Source organism: Acinetobacter sp. 70_2 (assembly GCF_056736115.1).
In genome coordinates this window covers 1555045-1572360 of record NZ_JBWZIP010000015.1, presented here as the reverse complement: position 1 = coordinate 1572360, position 17316 = coordinate 1555045, and the positions used below count along the sequence as shown (strand labels likewise).

General features: G+C 41.6%; 12 protein-coding genes. 6 read left to right on the top strand and 6 right to left on the bottom strand.

Features of this window, described 5'->3' with window-relative positions:
- Positions 1–154: 154 nt before the first annotated feature.
- Positions 155–958: a thioesterase family protein gene (locus AC1PJ9_RS16500; protein WP_311087840.1), complete on the top strand. Its 804-nt coding sequence runs from the start codon at positions 155–157 to the stop codon at positions 956–958.
- A gap of 59 nt (positions 959–1017) precedes the next feature.
- Here the strand turns inward: AC1PJ9_RS16500 and AC1PJ9_RS16495 are convergent, their stop codons facing one another.
- The gene (locus AC1PJ9_RS16495; protein ID WP_311087839.1) at positions 1018–4500 is read right to left on the bottom strand and encodes an indolepyruvate ferredoxin oxidoreductase family protein; all 3483 of its coding nucleotides are present in this window, start codon (positions 4498–4500) and stop codon (positions 1018–1020) included.
- A 204-nt stretch (positions 4501–4704) separates the two neighbouring features.
- Here AC1PJ9_RS16495 and AC1PJ9_RS16490 point away from each other — a divergent pair, with 204 nt between their 5' ends.
- Positions 4705–5646: a LysR family transcriptional regulator gene (locus AC1PJ9_RS16490; protein WP_004793070.1), complete on the top strand. Its 942-nt coding sequence runs from the start codon at positions 4705–4707 to the stop codon at positions 5644–5646.
- Positions 5647–5898: 252 nt separating this feature from the next.
- Here AC1PJ9_RS16490 and AC1PJ9_RS16485 read toward each other — a convergent pair whose 3' ends face one another.
- From AC1PJ9_RS16485 to AC1PJ9_RS16465, 5 genes are read right to left on the bottom strand one after another with little or no spacing between them, the layout of a single operon-like run.
- Positions 5899–6801 carry a hydroxymethylglutaryl-CoA lyase gene (locus AC1PJ9_RS16485; RefSeq protein ID WP_311087838.1) on the bottom strand — a complete coding sequence of 301 codons (903 nt, stop codon included), beginning with the start codon at positions 6799–6801 and terminating at the stop codon, positions 5899–5901.
- A complete protein-coding gene (locus AC1PJ9_RS16480) occupies positions 6798–8789 on the bottom strand; it encodes an acetyl/propionyl/methylcrotonyl-CoA carboxylase subunit alpha (protein WP_311087837.1) in 1992 nt (663 codons plus the stop codon). The genes AC1PJ9_RS16485 and AC1PJ9_RS16480 overlap by 4 nt, the downstream gene beginning before the upstream one ends.
- Positions 8790–8800: 11 nt before the next feature.
- Positions 8801–9604 carry an enoyl-CoA hydratase/isomerase family protein gene (locus tag AC1PJ9_RS16475; protein ID WP_263613464.1) on the bottom strand — a complete coding sequence of 268 codons (804 nt, stop codon included), beginning with the start codon at positions 9602–9604 and terminating at the stop codon, positions 8801–8803.
- Positions 9605–9613: 9 nt separating this feature from the next.
- On the bottom strand, positions 9614–11215 hold the full coding sequence (locus AC1PJ9_RS16470) for a carboxyl transferase domain-containing protein (RefSeq protein ID WP_311087836.1): 1602 nt from the start codon (positions 11213–11215) through the stop codon (positions 9614–9616).
- Positions 11216–11239: 24 nt separating this feature from the next.
- Positions 11240–12412 (bottom strand): isovaleryl-CoA dehydrogenase, encoded by a 1173-nt coding sequence (locus AC1PJ9_RS16465; protein ID WP_311087835.1) that lies wholly within the window; start codon positions 12410–12412, stop codon positions 11240–11242.
- A 144-nt stretch (positions 12413–12556) separates the two neighbouring features.
- On the opposite strand from AC1PJ9_RS16465, the gene AC1PJ9_RS16460 reads away from it, so the two are divergent.
- The 4 genes from AC1PJ9_RS16460 to AC1PJ9_RS16445 all read left to right on the top strand — a co-directional run bounded on the left by AC1PJ9_RS16460 (position 12557) and on the right by AC1PJ9_RS16445 (position 17282).
- Positions 12557–13174 carry a TetR/AcrR family transcriptional regulator gene (locus tag AC1PJ9_RS16460; protein WP_000120687.1) on the top strand — a complete coding sequence of 206 codons (618 nt, stop codon included), beginning with the start codon at positions 12557–12559 and terminating at the stop codon, positions 13172–13174.
- A gap of 110 nt (positions 13175–13284) precedes the next feature.
- Positions 13285–14979 (top strand): AMP-binding protein, encoded by a 1695-nt coding sequence (locus AC1PJ9_RS16455; protein ID WP_311087834.1) that lies wholly within the window; start codon positions 13285–13287, stop codon positions 14977–14979.
- A 71-nt stretch (positions 14980–15050) separates the two neighbouring features.
- Positions 15051–15722: a class I SAM-dependent methyltransferase gene (locus AC1PJ9_RS16450; RefSeq protein WP_311087833.1), complete on the top strand. Its 672-nt coding sequence runs from the start codon at positions 15051–15053 to the stop codon at positions 15720–15722.
- A gap of 276 nt (positions 15723–15998) precedes the next feature.
- Entirely contained in the window at positions 15999–17282 is a 1284-nt protein-coding gene (locus tag AC1PJ9_RS16445) for a DcaP family trimeric outer membrane transporter (protein WP_311088071.1), read from the top strand.
- The last annotated feature ends 34 nt before the right edge of the window (positions 17283–17316 follow it).

The window sequence follows — 17316 nt, the reverse complement described above, 5'->3', positions numbered from 1 at the left end:
AAATTTTACCTAGTGATTAAATTTGTAATTTTAGACTCATCAGTTTTTGGTAGGAAAAACCAGTTGAGCCAAAGAAATAGAGGGTTAACATAAGCATTAAAATGTGAATTTTCATCAAATATTGATGTTGGATAAGGACTACGGAAAGAAAATCATGAATGCTTATTATCAATTACTGAATAGAACAATTGGTCCTCAAGGTGAAGTTATTGCTCATTATTGCTCAACTGTCCATGCACAAGGGGCTTGGAACCCTCATGAACAGCACATGGCACCTGCAAGTGGCGTAATCGCAGCAGAGTTAGAGCAATTTTCACCACGACAAGATATGCGAATTGGTCGAATTAGTTTTGATATTTTTGGATTGATTGCATTTGGTGAATTTACGATTAAGACACATGTGATTCGTGCCGGTAAAACCATTGAATTGATTGAAGCTGAAATGCAAGCACAAGGTAAAACCTGCATTGTGGCTAGAGCGTGGCGAATGTGCACTCAAGACAGTTCCGATATTGCTGGACTTGAAGATCAACCAGTTCATCATCCAGATACCTTTACAGAATGGACAGGTATGAAAAGATGGCCGGGTGGTTTTATCCAGACACTCGTCACTAAAACTGATGATCAGCATCGCGCAGGTAAAGGTATTGTTTGGCTCAATAATGATAAAGAAATGGTTGAAGGGCAGCCGACCACAGATTTTGCCCATTTGATTGGCATGATAGATACAGCAAACGGGATTGTGCCTAGACAAGAAGGCGAATTTACTTGGGGCTTCCCAAATCTTGATTTACAGATTCACATGCACCGTTATCCGAAAGGTAAATGGTTAGGTCTGGAAACCGTTCAGCAATATGGCTCAGATGGTATTGGTTTAACCAGTGCGGTTTTACATGACGTGTATGGTCCATTTGGACGAAGCGAGCAGATTTTGACGTTACGTAAAATGGCTAAATAAATATTTGAGCCAATAAAAAAGTCATCCCTAAGGACGACTTTTTTATTGAGATTTAATTATTAGTTACGGACTTTTAGCAGTGTTGGGGTAAGTTCATCCCAACGTTGTTTTGCAGCGTCCATTGCTTTCATTTTGATATGACCATAACCGCGGACTTCTGCCGGTAATTTTGCAATTTGTTCAGCAACTGCCAAGTTATGATTGTCTGGTGCCTCAACAAGTGCTTCAACAAAGGCGATGTAACGGTCACGCCATGCTTGTTCGTGTTGACGTTCTTCTTGACGTGCAAATGGGTCAAGGAAAGTTTCACGAAGCCATTGTAAGCGAGCGAGCATCATCATTGGGAAACGCATCCAGTAACCAAACGCACGTTTACGGACATTTTTCAGACCACCAAGTAACGCTGGTGGAGCAAGATGATAGGTTAAACGTAAGCCTTTACCGAATTGGGTTTCAATTGATTCTTTGAAGCTTTTACCTGTTAGTAGACGTGCAACTTCATATTCATCTTTATAAGCCATAACTCTGTATAGCTGAGTTGCAATCGTACCTGTTAATTCTTCAGGTAACTTTTTAGCTGCTAGTTCGACAAGTGTGCGGTATTTAGCTGCATAAGCTTCATTCCAATAGTCTGTTAGACGAGCAGAACGGTCTTCAACAAGTTCAGCTAAAGTTTGCGGAGTTTTGGTTTTTGGCATTGCCGCAACTAAGCGTGCAGCTAAAGTTGGGTCACTTGCAAGATGACAACCCACGCGGAAAGCTTCGATGTTCTTTTCAACAGCAGTACCATTTAAGCGAATTGCTTTTTCAATGCTTTCACGTAATAACGGAATACGACCAGATTGCCATGCCATACCGAGTAATAACTGGTTGGTATAAATTGAATCACCTAGCAGTTGCGTTGCAATGCGAGCTGCTGGCAAAGAAACCAGTTGACCTTGACGAACACGACCACGGAGGCGATCAATTAAATCGCTAATAGGTGCATACCAGTCACGAGATTTAATAAACTCAGAAGTAGGCGTACTGTCTTCATTCACAATAACCAAAGCATCATCTTTTAAGCGAGATAGAGCAGCACTACCACCAGCAACTACCGCATCGGCACCAATCAGTAATTCACATTGGCCCGCTGGAATTTTGGTAGAAGAAATTTGTTCATCAGTTGCTGCAAGTTGAACGTATGAATAAACCGTACCACCTTTTTGCGCAAGTCCAGCCATGTCCATAACACGTGTTGCTTTACCTTCGAGATGAGCGGCCATACCAAGCAATGCACCAATAGTCACAACACCTGTACCACCAATACCACCGACCATAATACGACTTGGAACATCGTATAGCTGAGGAATAACTGGTGATGTCGGCCAGCCTGCACCAATACCTTCAAATTTAGCTGGACGTTTCATATCACGTGTGTGAACAGTCACAAAACTTGGGCAGAAACCTTCAGCACAAGTGAAGTCTTTGTTACAGCTACTTTGGTTAATTTGACGTTTAGTCCCTAAAGCAGTCTCTACTGGCTCAATAGATAAGCAGTTTGATTTTTTCGAACAGTCGCCACAGCCTTCGCAAATATCACTATTAATGTATAAACGCTCAGCCGGGTCAGGGTAGGCATCACGTTTACGGCGACGGCGTTTTTCACTGGCACAGGTTTGTACATAAATTAAAGCGGTTACACCTGTAACTTCACGAAGCTCACGTTGAACTGCGTCGAGCTCATTACGGTGGCGAATTTCGACACCCGGTGCAATACCGTCTTCTTCGTTTAATAGTTTAACTTCATCCGTCACAATAACTTGTTTTTTAATACCTTCAGCAGCAAGTTGACGAGTTAATTGTGCAACGCTCAAATGCCCATCTACATGCTGACCACCTGTCATAGCGACTGCATCGTTGTAGAGGATTTTATAGGTAATATTAGTTTTTGCAGCAATAGACTGACGGATTGCTAAGTAACCTGAGTGGAAATAGGTTCCATCACCAAGGTTAGCAAAAATGTGTTTTTCATTGGTAAATGGTGATGCACCTACCCAACTTACACCTTCACCGCCCATTTGAGAGAATGTTTCGGTACCACGGTCAAGTGAAACGGCAATATAGTGACAACCAATACCACCAAGTGCACGGCTACCTTCAGGGACGACTGTTGAAGAGTTATGTGGGCAACCACTACAGAAATACGGTTTACGTTCAGCAAGATCAATAACACGTTTTGATTCTTGCTCTGCTTTTAGTAGTAAGTCGATTCTGTTTTGGATTTGTGTTTTTAAGCTTTCTGGAATATCGAGTTTTAAGAAGCGAGCAGCCAGCATTTTTGCAATAGGTTCAGGCTGGTACTCATAGTGACCAATGAGCGGCGCTTCTTCAATAGAAGTACTCCATTCGCCTTTGCCGTCAGTTGCTTTACCAATCACATGTGGGCGTTTGCCATCAGGCAGTGAGTACAGCTCATCCTTAATTTGTGTTTCAATAATTGGACGTTTTTCTTCAATAACGATCAGTTCTTGTAAACCTTCGGCAAAGTCACGAACACCTTGAGGTTCTAAAGGCCAAATCAGACCAACTTGATAAACACGTAGCCCAAGCTGCTGAGCAGTTTCATCTTCAATACCTAAAATACGTAAAGCTTCAATCGTATCTAAATAACCTTTACCACTTGCGGCAATACCAATACGGGCATTTTCACAAGGCCATGTAACAGTATTGATTTTGTTCGCGCGGGCATAGGCCAAAACCGCAGGTAAGCGATATTTATAAAGACGTTCTTCTTGCTGAATGCCGTGATCTGGCCAACGAATATTGACGCCGCCCTCTGGGAAATTCACATTTTCCGGTATAACTGGAGTGACACGGTCTAAGTCGACATGAACAGAAGCAGAAGTTTCTACAATTTCACTCACCAGCTTCATTGAAGACCACAGGCCAGAAAAACGTGAAACAGCAATCGCGTGAACACCAAAGTCTAAAATTTGTTGAACGGATGTTGGGTAGAAAATTGGAATACCGCAACCAATCATGACATGTTCAGATTGGTGAGGGATTGTAGAAGATTTACATGAGTGGTCATCACCAAATAAAGCAACGACACCACCACGTTCAGAGGTACCAGCTAAATTCGCATGGCGGAGTACGTCGCCTGAACGGTCAACACCCGGGCCTTTACCATACCACCATGAAGACACTCCATCATATTTGCCTTGGCCTGAAAGATTAACTTGTTGAGTACCCCAAATTGCGGTAGCAGCTAAGTCTTCGTTTACACCAGGTTGAAATACAACATTATGGGATTTAAGTAATCCTTGAACTTGCCAAAGGAAACTATCATAGTTACCAACAGGAGAACCGCGATAACCAGAAATAAAACCAGCAGTATGATAACCATTCATCGCGTCACGTCGAGTTTGGGCAAGAGGCAACCGAACAAGTGCCTGAATGCCGGTCATATATGCTGTACCGTTATCACTTACATATTTATCTTCAAGTGACACATCCTTTGTTGCAATAATATTTGGAGTGACTTTTGTAGCTATATTCATTTATATCTCCTTAGAATTTTTAGTAGCTCGGACTACTTTCTTTTTTCAACATCCAGTTGAATATTTGGAGCAAGTGACATACGAAATAAAAAAAGATCGGTTCCTCTTCTTAAAAAGAATTAGTGCCAATGTATGTACATTTAGTCATTGTGGTTGAACTAAACTGGTGCAACAATCCGTAATTTAGGAAAACATATTTACGTTATGCGCAAAAATCTCGATGGTGGACTATTGCATGCAATGCATGCATTCCTGAAAGTGATTGATAGCGGGAGTTTCACAGCAGCAGCTGAGCAGATGGATCTGACCACAGCACAGGTTTCACGTCTTATCAGCGAGCTAGAAACACGCTTAGGTACAAAATTAATACAACGCTCAACCCGCCAGCAGGCACTGACCGATATTGGTGCGACTTATGCAGAGCGCTGTCGCCAAGTCATTTCAATGGTGGATGAAGCGGAGTCGGAAGTAACAGGAACGGCATCTAAACCCAAAGGCCGTTTACGTGTGTTAAGCATGGGAAGCTTTGGGCATCATTATGTTTTTCCAGTGATGGCCGAGTTTTGTAAGCATTATCCCGAATTAACTGTGGAATATACGACCTCACAATATGTTCCAGACTTGTTGGCAAAAGGGGTCGATGTCAGTCTTTATCTGACTGAATCATTAACAGACTCTCGTTTTGTTGCGCGCAGAATTGGCACTATTTTTTCTGTTTTATGTGCTTCACCTGCTTACCTCGAAAAACATGGTGTGCCTGAGTCCCCAGAAGACTTAAAAAATCATGCCTGTTTACGCTTAGTAAACCCGTCTATTACACCAGATTGGCACTTATTAAATGCAAAGGGTGAGTCTTACCAAATTGATACTGGCGGGCAACTCATTGCAGATAACCCTGAATTATTGTTAGATGTGGTGCAACAAGATATGGGCGTGGCGTTATTGCCGATGTTTTCGGCTTTAGATGCGGTTCAAAATGGAAGATTATGTCATATCTTGCCAGAGTGGCGTTCACCCGACATCGGAGTTTATACCTTATTGCCTTCACGCCATTTTATTGATGCCAAAACGCGTGCATGGTTAGATTGGGTGGAAGAATATATTTCGCCAAGAATTGAAATGGATGCTTCTTATTTTTATAAATAATCAGATAAATTTTTTAAGGACAATAATTGAAAAAGGATAAAGAATAATACGGATTTAGAATAAAAATAGGGTAGAAAATGCTTCTGTTGAGAGAGGCATTTAATACACAGATAAATGATAAATTTTAAAAAAATTGCATGAGGGATTTAGTCCCAATTCCTAAACGAAATGAGATAAAGATGAGATAGGATGATCTGGTACTTCGCCTAATATTAAGCTTTATACCAGATGCTAAGTTATTTTAATTTATGACTATGCACATTTGGTTTGCCAATACGCATTTGCATAATTCGACAAGCTTTTTCGGTTTAATACATTGCTAATATTTTGGCTGGCTTGCATCAGTTTTTCTAAGTCAATGCCAGTTTCAAAGCCCATGTGTGACAGCAAATAAAACAGATCTTCGGTCGATACATTTCCAGAAGCACCTTTGGCATAAGGGCAACCGCCAAGTCCTGCAAGAGACGAATCAAAAACACGAATGCCTTGTTGTAAAGACTGATAAATATTGGCAATCGCCATGCCATAGGTATTGTGGAAATGTCCAGCCAAAACCTTGCTGTCGAGTTCAGCGAGGCATGCTTGCCAAACCTTTTGAACGCGATCTGGTGTAGCCGTACCAATGGTTTCACCTAAAGATACTTCATAGCAGCCCATGTCATAGAGTCGTTTAACAACTTTTATCACTTGCTCAGGGGCAATTGCACCTTCATATGGACAATCGACTATACAAGAGACATAACCACGCACACGGATGTTATGGGCTTTTGCCGCAGCCATGACATCGCTAAATTTTTCAAAGCTCTCATCGATTGAGCAGTTAATGTTTTTACGGGTAAAGCTTTCAGAAGCTGCGGTAAACACCGCAACCTCTTTGCATCCTACTGCTTGAGCAGTTTCAAAACCTTTGATATTGGGGGTGAGCAGGCTAAATTGCACATCGGTTGTTTGGGGGAGTTGCTTAAATAGCTCATCACTTTGAGCCATTTGAGGTACCCATTTTGCCGAAACGCATGAACCGACTTCAATCGATTTCAGACCTGCATTAATCAGGTCATTAATAAAGTTTAAACGCTGTTCAACGGTTAAAGCCTGTTTTTCGTTTTGGAGGCCATCTCTGGGACCGACCTCCACGATTTTGACAAACTCACTCATGCAACTTCCTCCTGAGCAGGCTGAAATTCCACAAGCTCGTCGCCAGCTTTGACCTGATCGCCGACTTGGAAATAGGAGTCTACAATTAAGCCGTCTTTAGGGGCACGAATGGTATATTCCATTTTCATCGCTTCAAGCGTCATTAAAATATCGTCTTTCTTCACGCTATGATTTGCACTTACTAGCACTTGTGTGACCACACCTGGCATTGGTGCTTTTAGGTGGCCTTCATCGGCTTGGCTATCTGCTTGATTAAAGTCTTGGCGAATATAAGCAAACTTATAGCTTTGTCCATTTTGGAACAAGGTAATACCTTGCTGACTTTGATTAAAAGACAGCTTTTGCTTAGTCCCAGCAATTTGAACAGAGGCCGTATGCGCATCAATAAATTGTCCAGAAATTGGGTAGCTTTGACCGTTATATTCTGCGGTGAAGCCATCTTCATTTGAGGCGAATTTGATTTGGATATTTTGGTTTAAATAGTTCAGTTTAATACTGTGCTGATAAGCAATATTTAAACGCCAAAGTGGTTGAGCCTGCCAAAGCTGTTTTTGGCTTGAACTGTTGTTATTAAGTTTACTTAGGAACTCAATAAATGCCGCTGCTACCACAAGTTCTGGTTTGATTTCTTCAGGGCTAAACAAGAAGTTTTGTTCACGCTGAATCAAATTGGTATCAAGCTTAGCTTGTTTAAAAGACTCACTGCGTACAATTTTTTCAAGAAAAGCAATGTTGTTGCCTAAGCCATCGACATGGAATTGACTTAAAGCGTGTTGCATTTGAATGAGTGCAGCTTCACGGTTTTTACCCCATACGATGAGTTTGGCAATCATTGGGTCGTAATAGGTCGTGATTTCATCGCCTTCAACAATACCGCTGTCTACACGCACATATTGGTTTTGAGTTGGGTAGTGTAGATAGTCAATTTTACCAATGGCAGGTAAAAAGCCTTTTTCTGGTTCTTCGGCGTAAATACGTGCTTCGAGCGCATGTCCGTGAATTTTTAATTCGTTTTGTAGTTTAGGTAAAGGTTCTCCATAAGCCACACGAAGTTGCCATTCAACCAAGTCTTCCCCTGTAATCATTTCAGTGACAGGGTGTTCGACTTGTAAGCGAGTATTCATTTCCATGAAATACGCCGTACCGTCTTGTTCGACAATAAACTCAACCGTACCGGCACCGACATAATTTACGGCACGTGCAGCATCAATTGCAGCTTGGCGCATTGCATCGAGCTTTTCGCTTGGCATTTGTGGAGCAGGGGCTTCTTCTAGCACTTTTTGGTGACGGCGTTGTACAGAACAGTCGCGTTCAAACAAATGCACATAGTTGCCATGTGTATCACCAAATACTTGAACTTCAATATGGCGAGGTTGAATTACATAACGCTCAATCAAGACATCATCATTACCAAAGCTCGATTTAGCTTCACGTTTACACGAAGCTAAGGCATGCAAAAAGTCTTCACTGCGTTCCACCAGACTCATGCCTTTACCACCGCCGCCCGCACTGGCTTTAATTAAAACAGGATAGCCAATTCGGTCTGCCTGTTGTTTTAAAAAGTCGGCATCTTGGTTGGTTCCGTGATAGCCCGGTGTTAAAGGAACGCCTGCTTTTTCCATTAAAGCTTTCGAGGTTGCTTTTAAGCCCATCGCTAAAATGGCATCCACTGGTGGGCCAATAAAGCAAATGTTGTGTTGTTGGCAAGCGAGTGCAAACTGGTCATTTTCAGAAAGGAAGCCGTAGCCCGGATGAACTGCTTGACTGCCTGTGTCAATCGCCGCTTGTATAATACGGTCAACTTGTAAATAACTTTGTGTTGCAGGGGAATGACCAATATAAACCGCTTCATCTGCAAGTTTGACGTGTTGTGCATTTGCGTCTGCATCTGAGTAAACGGCAACGGTTGCAATCCCTAATTTTTTAGCTGTACGAATTACGCGGCAGGCAATTTCGCCACGGTTCGCAATTAAAATCTTTTCAAACATGATGATCGTCCTTAATTGTTGTTATTCGAATTAGAAACCCAAGCAGGCTGTTGCTTATTTAAAAAGGCACTCAGACCTTCTTTTGCCTCACTGCCTTGACGAACTTGAGCAATATGATGTGCTGTCTGTTGCAGTAAATCATTGCTCATGGTCTGGTTGCTCACCATTTGAATGAGTTGTTTTGATGCCGCTTGAGCATGCGGGCCACCGAGTAAGAGCGCATCAATAATGTCTTGAACTTTTTTATCTAAATCTTCTGCATCTGCCACTTCGTGTGCCAAACCAATTTGCTTGGCTTCACGTGCTGAAATTCGCTCGGCAGTTAAGAAGTAACGAGAGGCTTGTCTTGCGCCAATTGCACGAATTACATAGGGACTAATGGTAGATGGCGCAAGGCCTAAGCGCACCTCAGATGTTGCAAACTTGGCATCCGTGCTGGCAATGCAAATATCACATGCCGATGCCAAACCCATGCCGCCACCAAAGGCAATGCCATGCACACGGGCAATAGTCGGTTGTTTAAGCGTTGCAAGTGCATCTAACATTTGCGCAAGTTTTAATGCATCTGCTTCATTTTCTGCTGAAGATGCCTGACCTGCCTGTTTCATCCAATTGAGGTCGGCACCTGCCGAAAAGCTTTTACCGCGACCAGCTAAAACCACAACACGAATGTCATCACGTGTATTAATTTGCTTAAAGCAAGCATGTAGTTCTTCAATGACTGTCGTATTAAAAGCATTGTGCAATTCAGGGCGGTTCAGCCAAACATAGGCAACCTGACCTTGTTGTTCGAGTTGTAAAAATTGATAGCTCATATACACCTCTTACATGCGGAACACGCCAAATTTGGTTGGCTGGATTGGAGCGTTCATGGCCGCAGCAAGGCTTAAACCAAGTACCTGACGAGTTTGCGCTGGGTCAATGACACCGTCGTCCCAAAGGCGGGCAGAAGCATAGTATGGATGGCCTTGGCGCTCGTATTGTTCACGAATTGGTTGTTTAAATTCGTCTTCTTCTTGCGCTGACCACTCGGCACCTTTTTGCTCAATTTGATCTCGTTTTAAAGTCGAAAGTACGCTCGCTGCTTGTTCGCCGCCCATCACTGAAATACGAGAGTTTGGCCATGTCCATAAAAAGCGTGGTGAATAAGCGCGGCCACACATACCGTAGTTACCCGCACCAAACGAACCACCAATAATCAGGGTGAGTTTTGGTACATTTGCGGTGGCAACTGCCATAACCAATTTGGCGCCGTTTTTAGCAATTCCTTCATTTTCATACTGGCGGCCAACCATAAAGCCCGTAATGTTTTGTAGGAATAACAATGGAATATTGCGCTGAGTACATAGCTCAATAAAATGCGCACCTTTTTGTGCAGACTCAGAGAATAAAATCCCGTTATTGGCAATAATGCCGACTGGCATACCATAGAGTGAAGCAAAACCAGTAATGAGTGTTGAACCAAAACGTGCTTTAAACTCATCAAAACGAGAGCCGTCTACAATACGGGCAATCACTTCACGTACATCGAAAGGTTTACGCGCATCACTTGGAACCACACCATAGAGTTCCGATGCATCAAACAATGGTTCATCAACTTGTTTATTTAAGTCGTTTGGCTTTTTATTTAAGTTAGCAACAATGTTTCGTGCAATCGCAATTGCATGTTCATCATTTTCGGCTAAATGGTCAGCCACACCCGAAAGACGTGTGTGGACATCACCACCGCCTAAGTCTTCACTGCTCACCACTTCGCCTGTCGCAGCTTTTACCAGAGGAGGGCCGCCTAAGAAAATCGTACCTTGATTACGTACAATAATGGTTTCATCGGACATGGCTGGTACATAAGCACCACCTGCAGTACAACTACCCATCACCACAGCAATTTGGGCAATCCCTAGGCTCGACATACGTGCCTGATTATAGAAAATACGTCCGAAGTGATCGCGGTCTGGGAAAACCTCATCTTGCATTGGTAAATAGGCACCGCCTGAGTCCACCAAATAAATACAAGGCAAATGATTTTGTTCGGCAATTTCTTGGGCACGTAAATGCTTTTTAACCGTTAGGGGATAATACGTTCCGCCTTTAACCGTTGCATCGTTGGCAACGATCATGCAAGTGATGCCGTTGACCTGACCAATACCCACAATCACACCCGCAGCAGGAACATCATCTTCATAAACGTTGTACGCTGCCAACTGACCAATTTCTAAAAATGCCGTGCCGACATCAATCAGTTGATCAATACGTTCACGAGGTAAAAGTTTGCCTCGAGCCAAATGTTTTTGACGGGCATTTTCACCGCCGCCTAACGCAATACGCTGGGCAACTTGTTTTAGATCTGTGACCAATGTTTGCATGGCTTGCTGGTTTGTTTTGAAGTCTTCGCTTCGAACATTAATCTTGCTTTGTAATTGGTTCATAAGATGCATCCTTATTTATAATTATTATTTGGTTTCATTGAAGAGTTCGCGGCCAATCAGCATGCGGCGAATTTCAGAAGTTCCGGCACCAATTTCATAAAGTTTTGCATCGCGCCATAAACGACCAGCAGGGAATTCATTGATATAACCGTTGCCGCCTAAAGTCTGGATTGCTTCACCCGCCATCCATGTTGCTTTTTCAGCAGCATATAAAATGGCACTTGCAGCATCTTTACGTAGGCTGCGGTCATGGTCAGCTTTGTCACAGGCAGCACCAACAGCATAAACGAGAGCTTTACATGCCAACCAAGTTGAATACATATCGGCAAGCTTGCCTTGCATGAGCTGGAATTCACCTAAAGCCTGACCAAACTGTTCACGTTGATGTAAATAGGGAATCACCACATCTAAACAGGCATCCATAATGCCTAAAGGTCCAGCACTTAAAACTGCTCGTTCATAGTCTAGACCGCTCATGAGTACTTTTGTGCCGTTACCAACACCGCCGAGTACGTTTTCAGCAGGTACTTCTACATTGTCAAAGAACAGTGGGTAAGTGTTAGAGCCACGCATACCGAGTTTGTCTAAATGGTTACCGTGACTAAAGCCTTTCATGCCTTTTTCAATTAAGAAAGCGGTCATGCCTTTCGCACCAGCTTGCGGATCAGTTTTAGCGTAAACCACAAGTACATCTGCATCACCACCGTTGGTGATCCACATTTTTGAACCGTTTAAAACGTAGTGATCACTTTTTTGCTCAGCACGTAATTTCATGCTGACGACATCAGAACCCGCATTCGGTTCAGACATCGCAAGGGCACCCACATATTCACCGGAAATTAATTTTGGTAAATACTTTTGTTTTTGCTGCTCGTTACCGTTACGGTTAATTTGGTTTACGCATAAATTAGAATGAGCACCATAAGAAAGACCAATGGCTGCCGAAGCACGAGAAATTTCTTGCATGGCAATAATATGAGCTAAATAACCCATATTGGCACCGCCATATTCTTCAGAAACCGTCATGCCTAAAAGGCCCATATCTCCGAATTTTTTCCAGAGATGTGCAGGGAATTTGTTGTCTTGATCAACTTGTTGGGCAATTGGTGCAATTTCCTTTGCACAAAAAGCGGCTACCGAATCTTGAAGCGCAATTAAAGTTTCATCTAGACCGAAATTCAAGCTGCGTAGGTTCATGATATTTTCATCCTATTGGTTATATTTGTTGTCCATAAAATATTTTGTGGGTATTTGATAAGTAACATACAATGATTTTTTGAAAAAGTGAATACAGATTCATAAAATGATTTACAATTCATTTTATTTATTAGAGAATAAATTATGAGCTATAAACGATCATCTTTAATGCAAGAGCGGATGGAGCAAAATCGTAAATCGATTTTGAATTCAGCCAGAAAAATAATTTCAGAGGGAGGATTTAAAGACGCGCAAATACAAACAATTGCAGAGCAAGCGGGTGTATCTAGTGGACTGGTTTATCGCTACTTTGATAATAAAAGCCAAGTGCTAATTGAAGTTTTGTCTGATGCCATTAATACAGAGCTATTGGTGATTGATTCGATTACCGAAAGTGATTTATCGGCAAAGCAGAAATTACACAAGGCGGTGGCAACCTTTGTAAAACGGGCACTCAATAGTCCTCAGCTTGCATATTCACTCATGTTTGAACCCGTCGATTCAACGGTTGAACATGAGCGTTTTCGTGTGAAGCAATTGATTAAACAAAGTATTAAAAAAATACTTGCGGATGGAAATGCAAGTGGTGAGTTTGTCTTGGATGATTTAAACACAGCAGCACTTTGTGTAGTCGGTGCTATGACCTATGTGGTGGTTGAACCCCTAGACCCAGCTCAAAATACAAAGTTTGATCATGCGCATAAAGACTATTTTTCAAAACAGATTGCTGACTTTTGTGTAGACGCTGTGCAGAAGAAATAGGGCATATAAAGGTTAAAACAACACAAAATAAGTAGTTTGGAAAAGTAGTTGCAGTAACAACAATTAGATCAGGTAAGAAGAGAATTAAAAGAATCAAGGAGAATGATTCAATGCAACAAGAACGGTTAAGCTACGCCTCGGGACCAAGCACACAGCCCTTATTGGGTATGACCATTGGTGAACAATTCGATCAAGCATGTCGGCAATATGCTGAAAAGGAAGCAATCGTCAGTTTCCACCAAAACAGACGATTAACTTATAAAGCTTTGCAGGATGAAGTAAACGCTTTTGCGTGTAGCCTTTTAAAATTGGGATTAAAAAAAGGAGATCGATTAGCGATCTGGTCACCTAACTGTGTGGAATGGACGGTAACCCAATTTGCAGCTTTTAAAGCAGGGATTATCTTAGTTAACCTGAATACAGCTTATAAAAGCCATGAACTTGAATATGTGTTGAATAAAGTCTCATGCAAAGGATTGATTATTGCTTCTCAATTTAAAACGACGGATTACCAAGAATTACTCACAAAAATTGCCCCTGAGTTAACCAACAGTTCAGATAAAGTGCTCAATTCAGAGCGCCTGCCACATTTAAAATTTGTCATTAAAATTGATGACCAACAGCATACGGGTATTTATCGTTTTAGTGATTTACTAACTACACCAACTTCTGAACAGCTGGAACAATTAAAACAATTAGCCAGGCAGCTCCAGTTTGATGAAACCATTAATATCCAATTTACCTCAGGTACAACAGGTAACCCTAAAGGGACCATGTTGACCCACCACAATATTTTAAATAATGGCTATTTTGTGGGTGAAGGCATTCGCCTAACACCTCAAGATAAAGTCTGTATTTCTGTGCCGTTGTTTCATTGTTTCGGTATGGTTATGGGGAATTTAGCGTGTGTGACGCATGGTTCAACCATGGTCTATCCATCGGCGGTATTTAATCCTTTAGAGACTTTAAAAGCGATTCATCAAGAACGTTGTACGGCAGCTTATGGTGTACCAACCATGTTTATTGCTACCTTAGAGCATGAACAGTTTAATGAGTTTGATCTGTCGAGTTTAAGAACGGGCATTATGGCAGGTAGTCCTTGTCCACGTGAAATTATGCAGCGTGTCATAGACCGGATGCATATGTCTGAAATCACCATTTGTTATGGGATGACTGAAACCTCGCCAGTAAGTGTACAAAGTTCGGTAAATGATTCAATTGATAAACGAGTAAGCACAGTTGGGCATGTTCATCCGCATGTTGAAATTAAAATTGTCGATTTAGAAGGGCAGATTGTTCCGCAAGGGACTTTGGGTGAGCTATGCGTCCGAGGTTATTCCGTGATGGCTGGTTATTGGGGTGAAGAAGAAAAGACCAAAGAGGTCATTGATTCAGCTGGCTGGATGCATACGGGTGATATTGCCGAAATGGACCAAGACGGTTTTATTAAAATCAAAGGCCGTATTAAAGATGTCGTGATTCGTGGTGGGGAAAATCTCTTTCCAAAAGAAATTGAAGACTTTTTATATACCCATCCAGATGTAAGCGATGTTCAAGTCATTGGCTTGCCAGATGCGAGATATGGTGAAGAACTCTGTGCTTGTATTATTTTGCATGAGCATCATCAAATTGATGAAGACAGCATTCGCCAATTCTGCAAAGAGCATATTTCTCATAATAAAGTGCCGCGCTATGTCCGATTCTTTAATGAGTTTCCAATGACAGCTTCAGGCAAAGCGCAGAAGTTTAAATTGCAGGAAATTATGCGAGCTGAACTTAACTTAACTGGAAATGTCTTTGACTAAAGAGGTTAAAAGTTTGGTCAAAGTGCAGCAAACTATAAGTTGAAAGGCAGCTTAAATAGAGGATAAGCAAAATGGCAAAAGACTTTAATAGCCCAAAGGTAGTCGAAGGATATGACAAACATATTCGTAAATTAATTCCGGGTTATGAAGTGATCCATCAACAGGTGGATGCCATTTTGCAATCAGTGTTGCCACCAAATGCTCATATCTTAATTGTGGGTTGTGGCACGGGGTATGAACTCGAATATTTACTTAAACGTCATCCAAACTGGAAATTTACAGCAGTTGATCCATCTTTGACTATGCTGCAAAAAGCTCAGGAACAGATTGAACTTTTAGATAAATCTTCTCAAGTCACCTTTGTTCACGGTGAAACGTCAGTTTTACCTCTTAAGAATTGCTTTGATGCTGCACTTTCTATTCTTGTGGCGCATTTCGTTGCTGATGATGTCAAGCCGACATTCTTTAAAGATATTTATGATCGCTTAAAAGAAAAGGCCGTTTTGCTTACCTACGATTTAATGACGTGTGTAAATCCACAGCATCTTCACGCTTTACGTTATTTATGTTTGGCACAAGGCTTAACAGAAGAACAATGTCAAAAAATGTTAGAGCGGATGGCGCAAGACTTTTTTAGCCTAACCACTGAAGGATATATAAAACTTTTAGAAAAAACTGGTTTTGAAAGTGTGCAGTCTTATACGCAAATTTTGACGTATCAGGGGTTTATTGCGAAAAAATAATAGATTTGGGAAAGCGTTAATACGGATATAAAACCTGCATATTCTCAATGAGGAAGAGAATATAAAAACTGAAAAAAATTAGAAGATTTAGCTTTACTTAAAACAAATTAAAAGTGGTTTTCAGGCCGCTTTAGGGAGGTTTTGTCTAAAAAATATGATTGAAAGTCTTTCTTGTGAAAGAAAGGCAAATTTTAAGCGCCTATTTTAGATAGGTACATAACAAAAAGGATGTCGAGATCTTTAAGTCTATTTAAAGATCAAAAGGAAAATTTCATGATGAAAGTTTTAAATACAACGGTTCAAAAAAGCCTGTTGGCTGTTTCTGTGACCCTGTTTATGTCTTCCGCTTTGGCAGGTCAAACAGATCCTGAAATAGCACAACTTCGCCAAGAAGTGAAAGAACTTCGGGCTATGTTACAAGCCAATATGCAGGCGCAAAAATCTTTATCGCAACAAAGAGTGGAACTAGCAAATTCAGCGACTCCTCAAGCCGTATCACCAATACAGCAAGGTTTAACCAAGTCTGGTGCAGAATTTAACTTATATGGTTATATACGGGCAGATGCTTCTTATCAAATGAAGGGCGCATCTACCATGTATAACAATATTAGCGGTGTTCCACTTGAAAACACGCTGGAAGAATCTGCACAAAAAGACCAGTTGCACAGTACGGTTAATGTGACACGTTTCGGGTTGAATTTTAAAACCCCGACTGCTGTGGGTGATGTAGGCGGGAAATTGGAAATGGACTTCTTTGGAGCTGCAACTCGTGATCAGTTTCGGATACGCCATGCTTATTTAACGTTTGATAAATGGCTCATCGGTCAAACGTGGTCAACATTTATCGCACCTGAATATTATCCAGAAACGATTGATGCGGGCACATTTGTAGGCAGCGCATTATTAAGATCACCACTTGTACGCTATAGCGATAACTTAACGGCAAATACAAGTTTTGCAGTATCAGTTGAAGACCCGAAATATACAGCGGCAACAGACCCAGATAACAAAATGCGTTTACCTGCTTTAGTGGGGCGCTTAAATCATAAATTTGCCAATGGTTCGATGCTTTCAGGCCGTAGTTTTGTTGCAGAAAAAAGAACTAATAATGATAGTGAGTGGGCTTGGGGCGTAGGTTTCGGTGGTAAATACCAAATGACACCAGATACTTTACTTAAAGCCGATTATTACCATGTCAAAGGCGATGGGCGTTTCTTATTGTGGAGCAATAGTGGTTATGCAATAGATGATCAAAACAACATGCATAGCAATGAATTTGATACGGTGTCTTTGGGCGTAACTCATCAATTTACGCCAAAAATTCGCTCGACTTTAGCTTATGGCTATATGAAGGCCAAAGATGATAACCGTTTTGCCGAATTACAGCATAATAGTACGACTCAAAACAAAGAGCTTTGGCAAGGCTGGGTAAATACGATGTATAACCCATACAAACCAATTACCTTAGGTGTTGAGTATGTATATGGCGAACGAGAAACATTCGATGGTCGTAACGGGATTGATAACCGCTTTAACATGATAGCGAGTTACGATTTCTAAATAGTTATTCCCATCAGGTGAATAGGTTCACCTG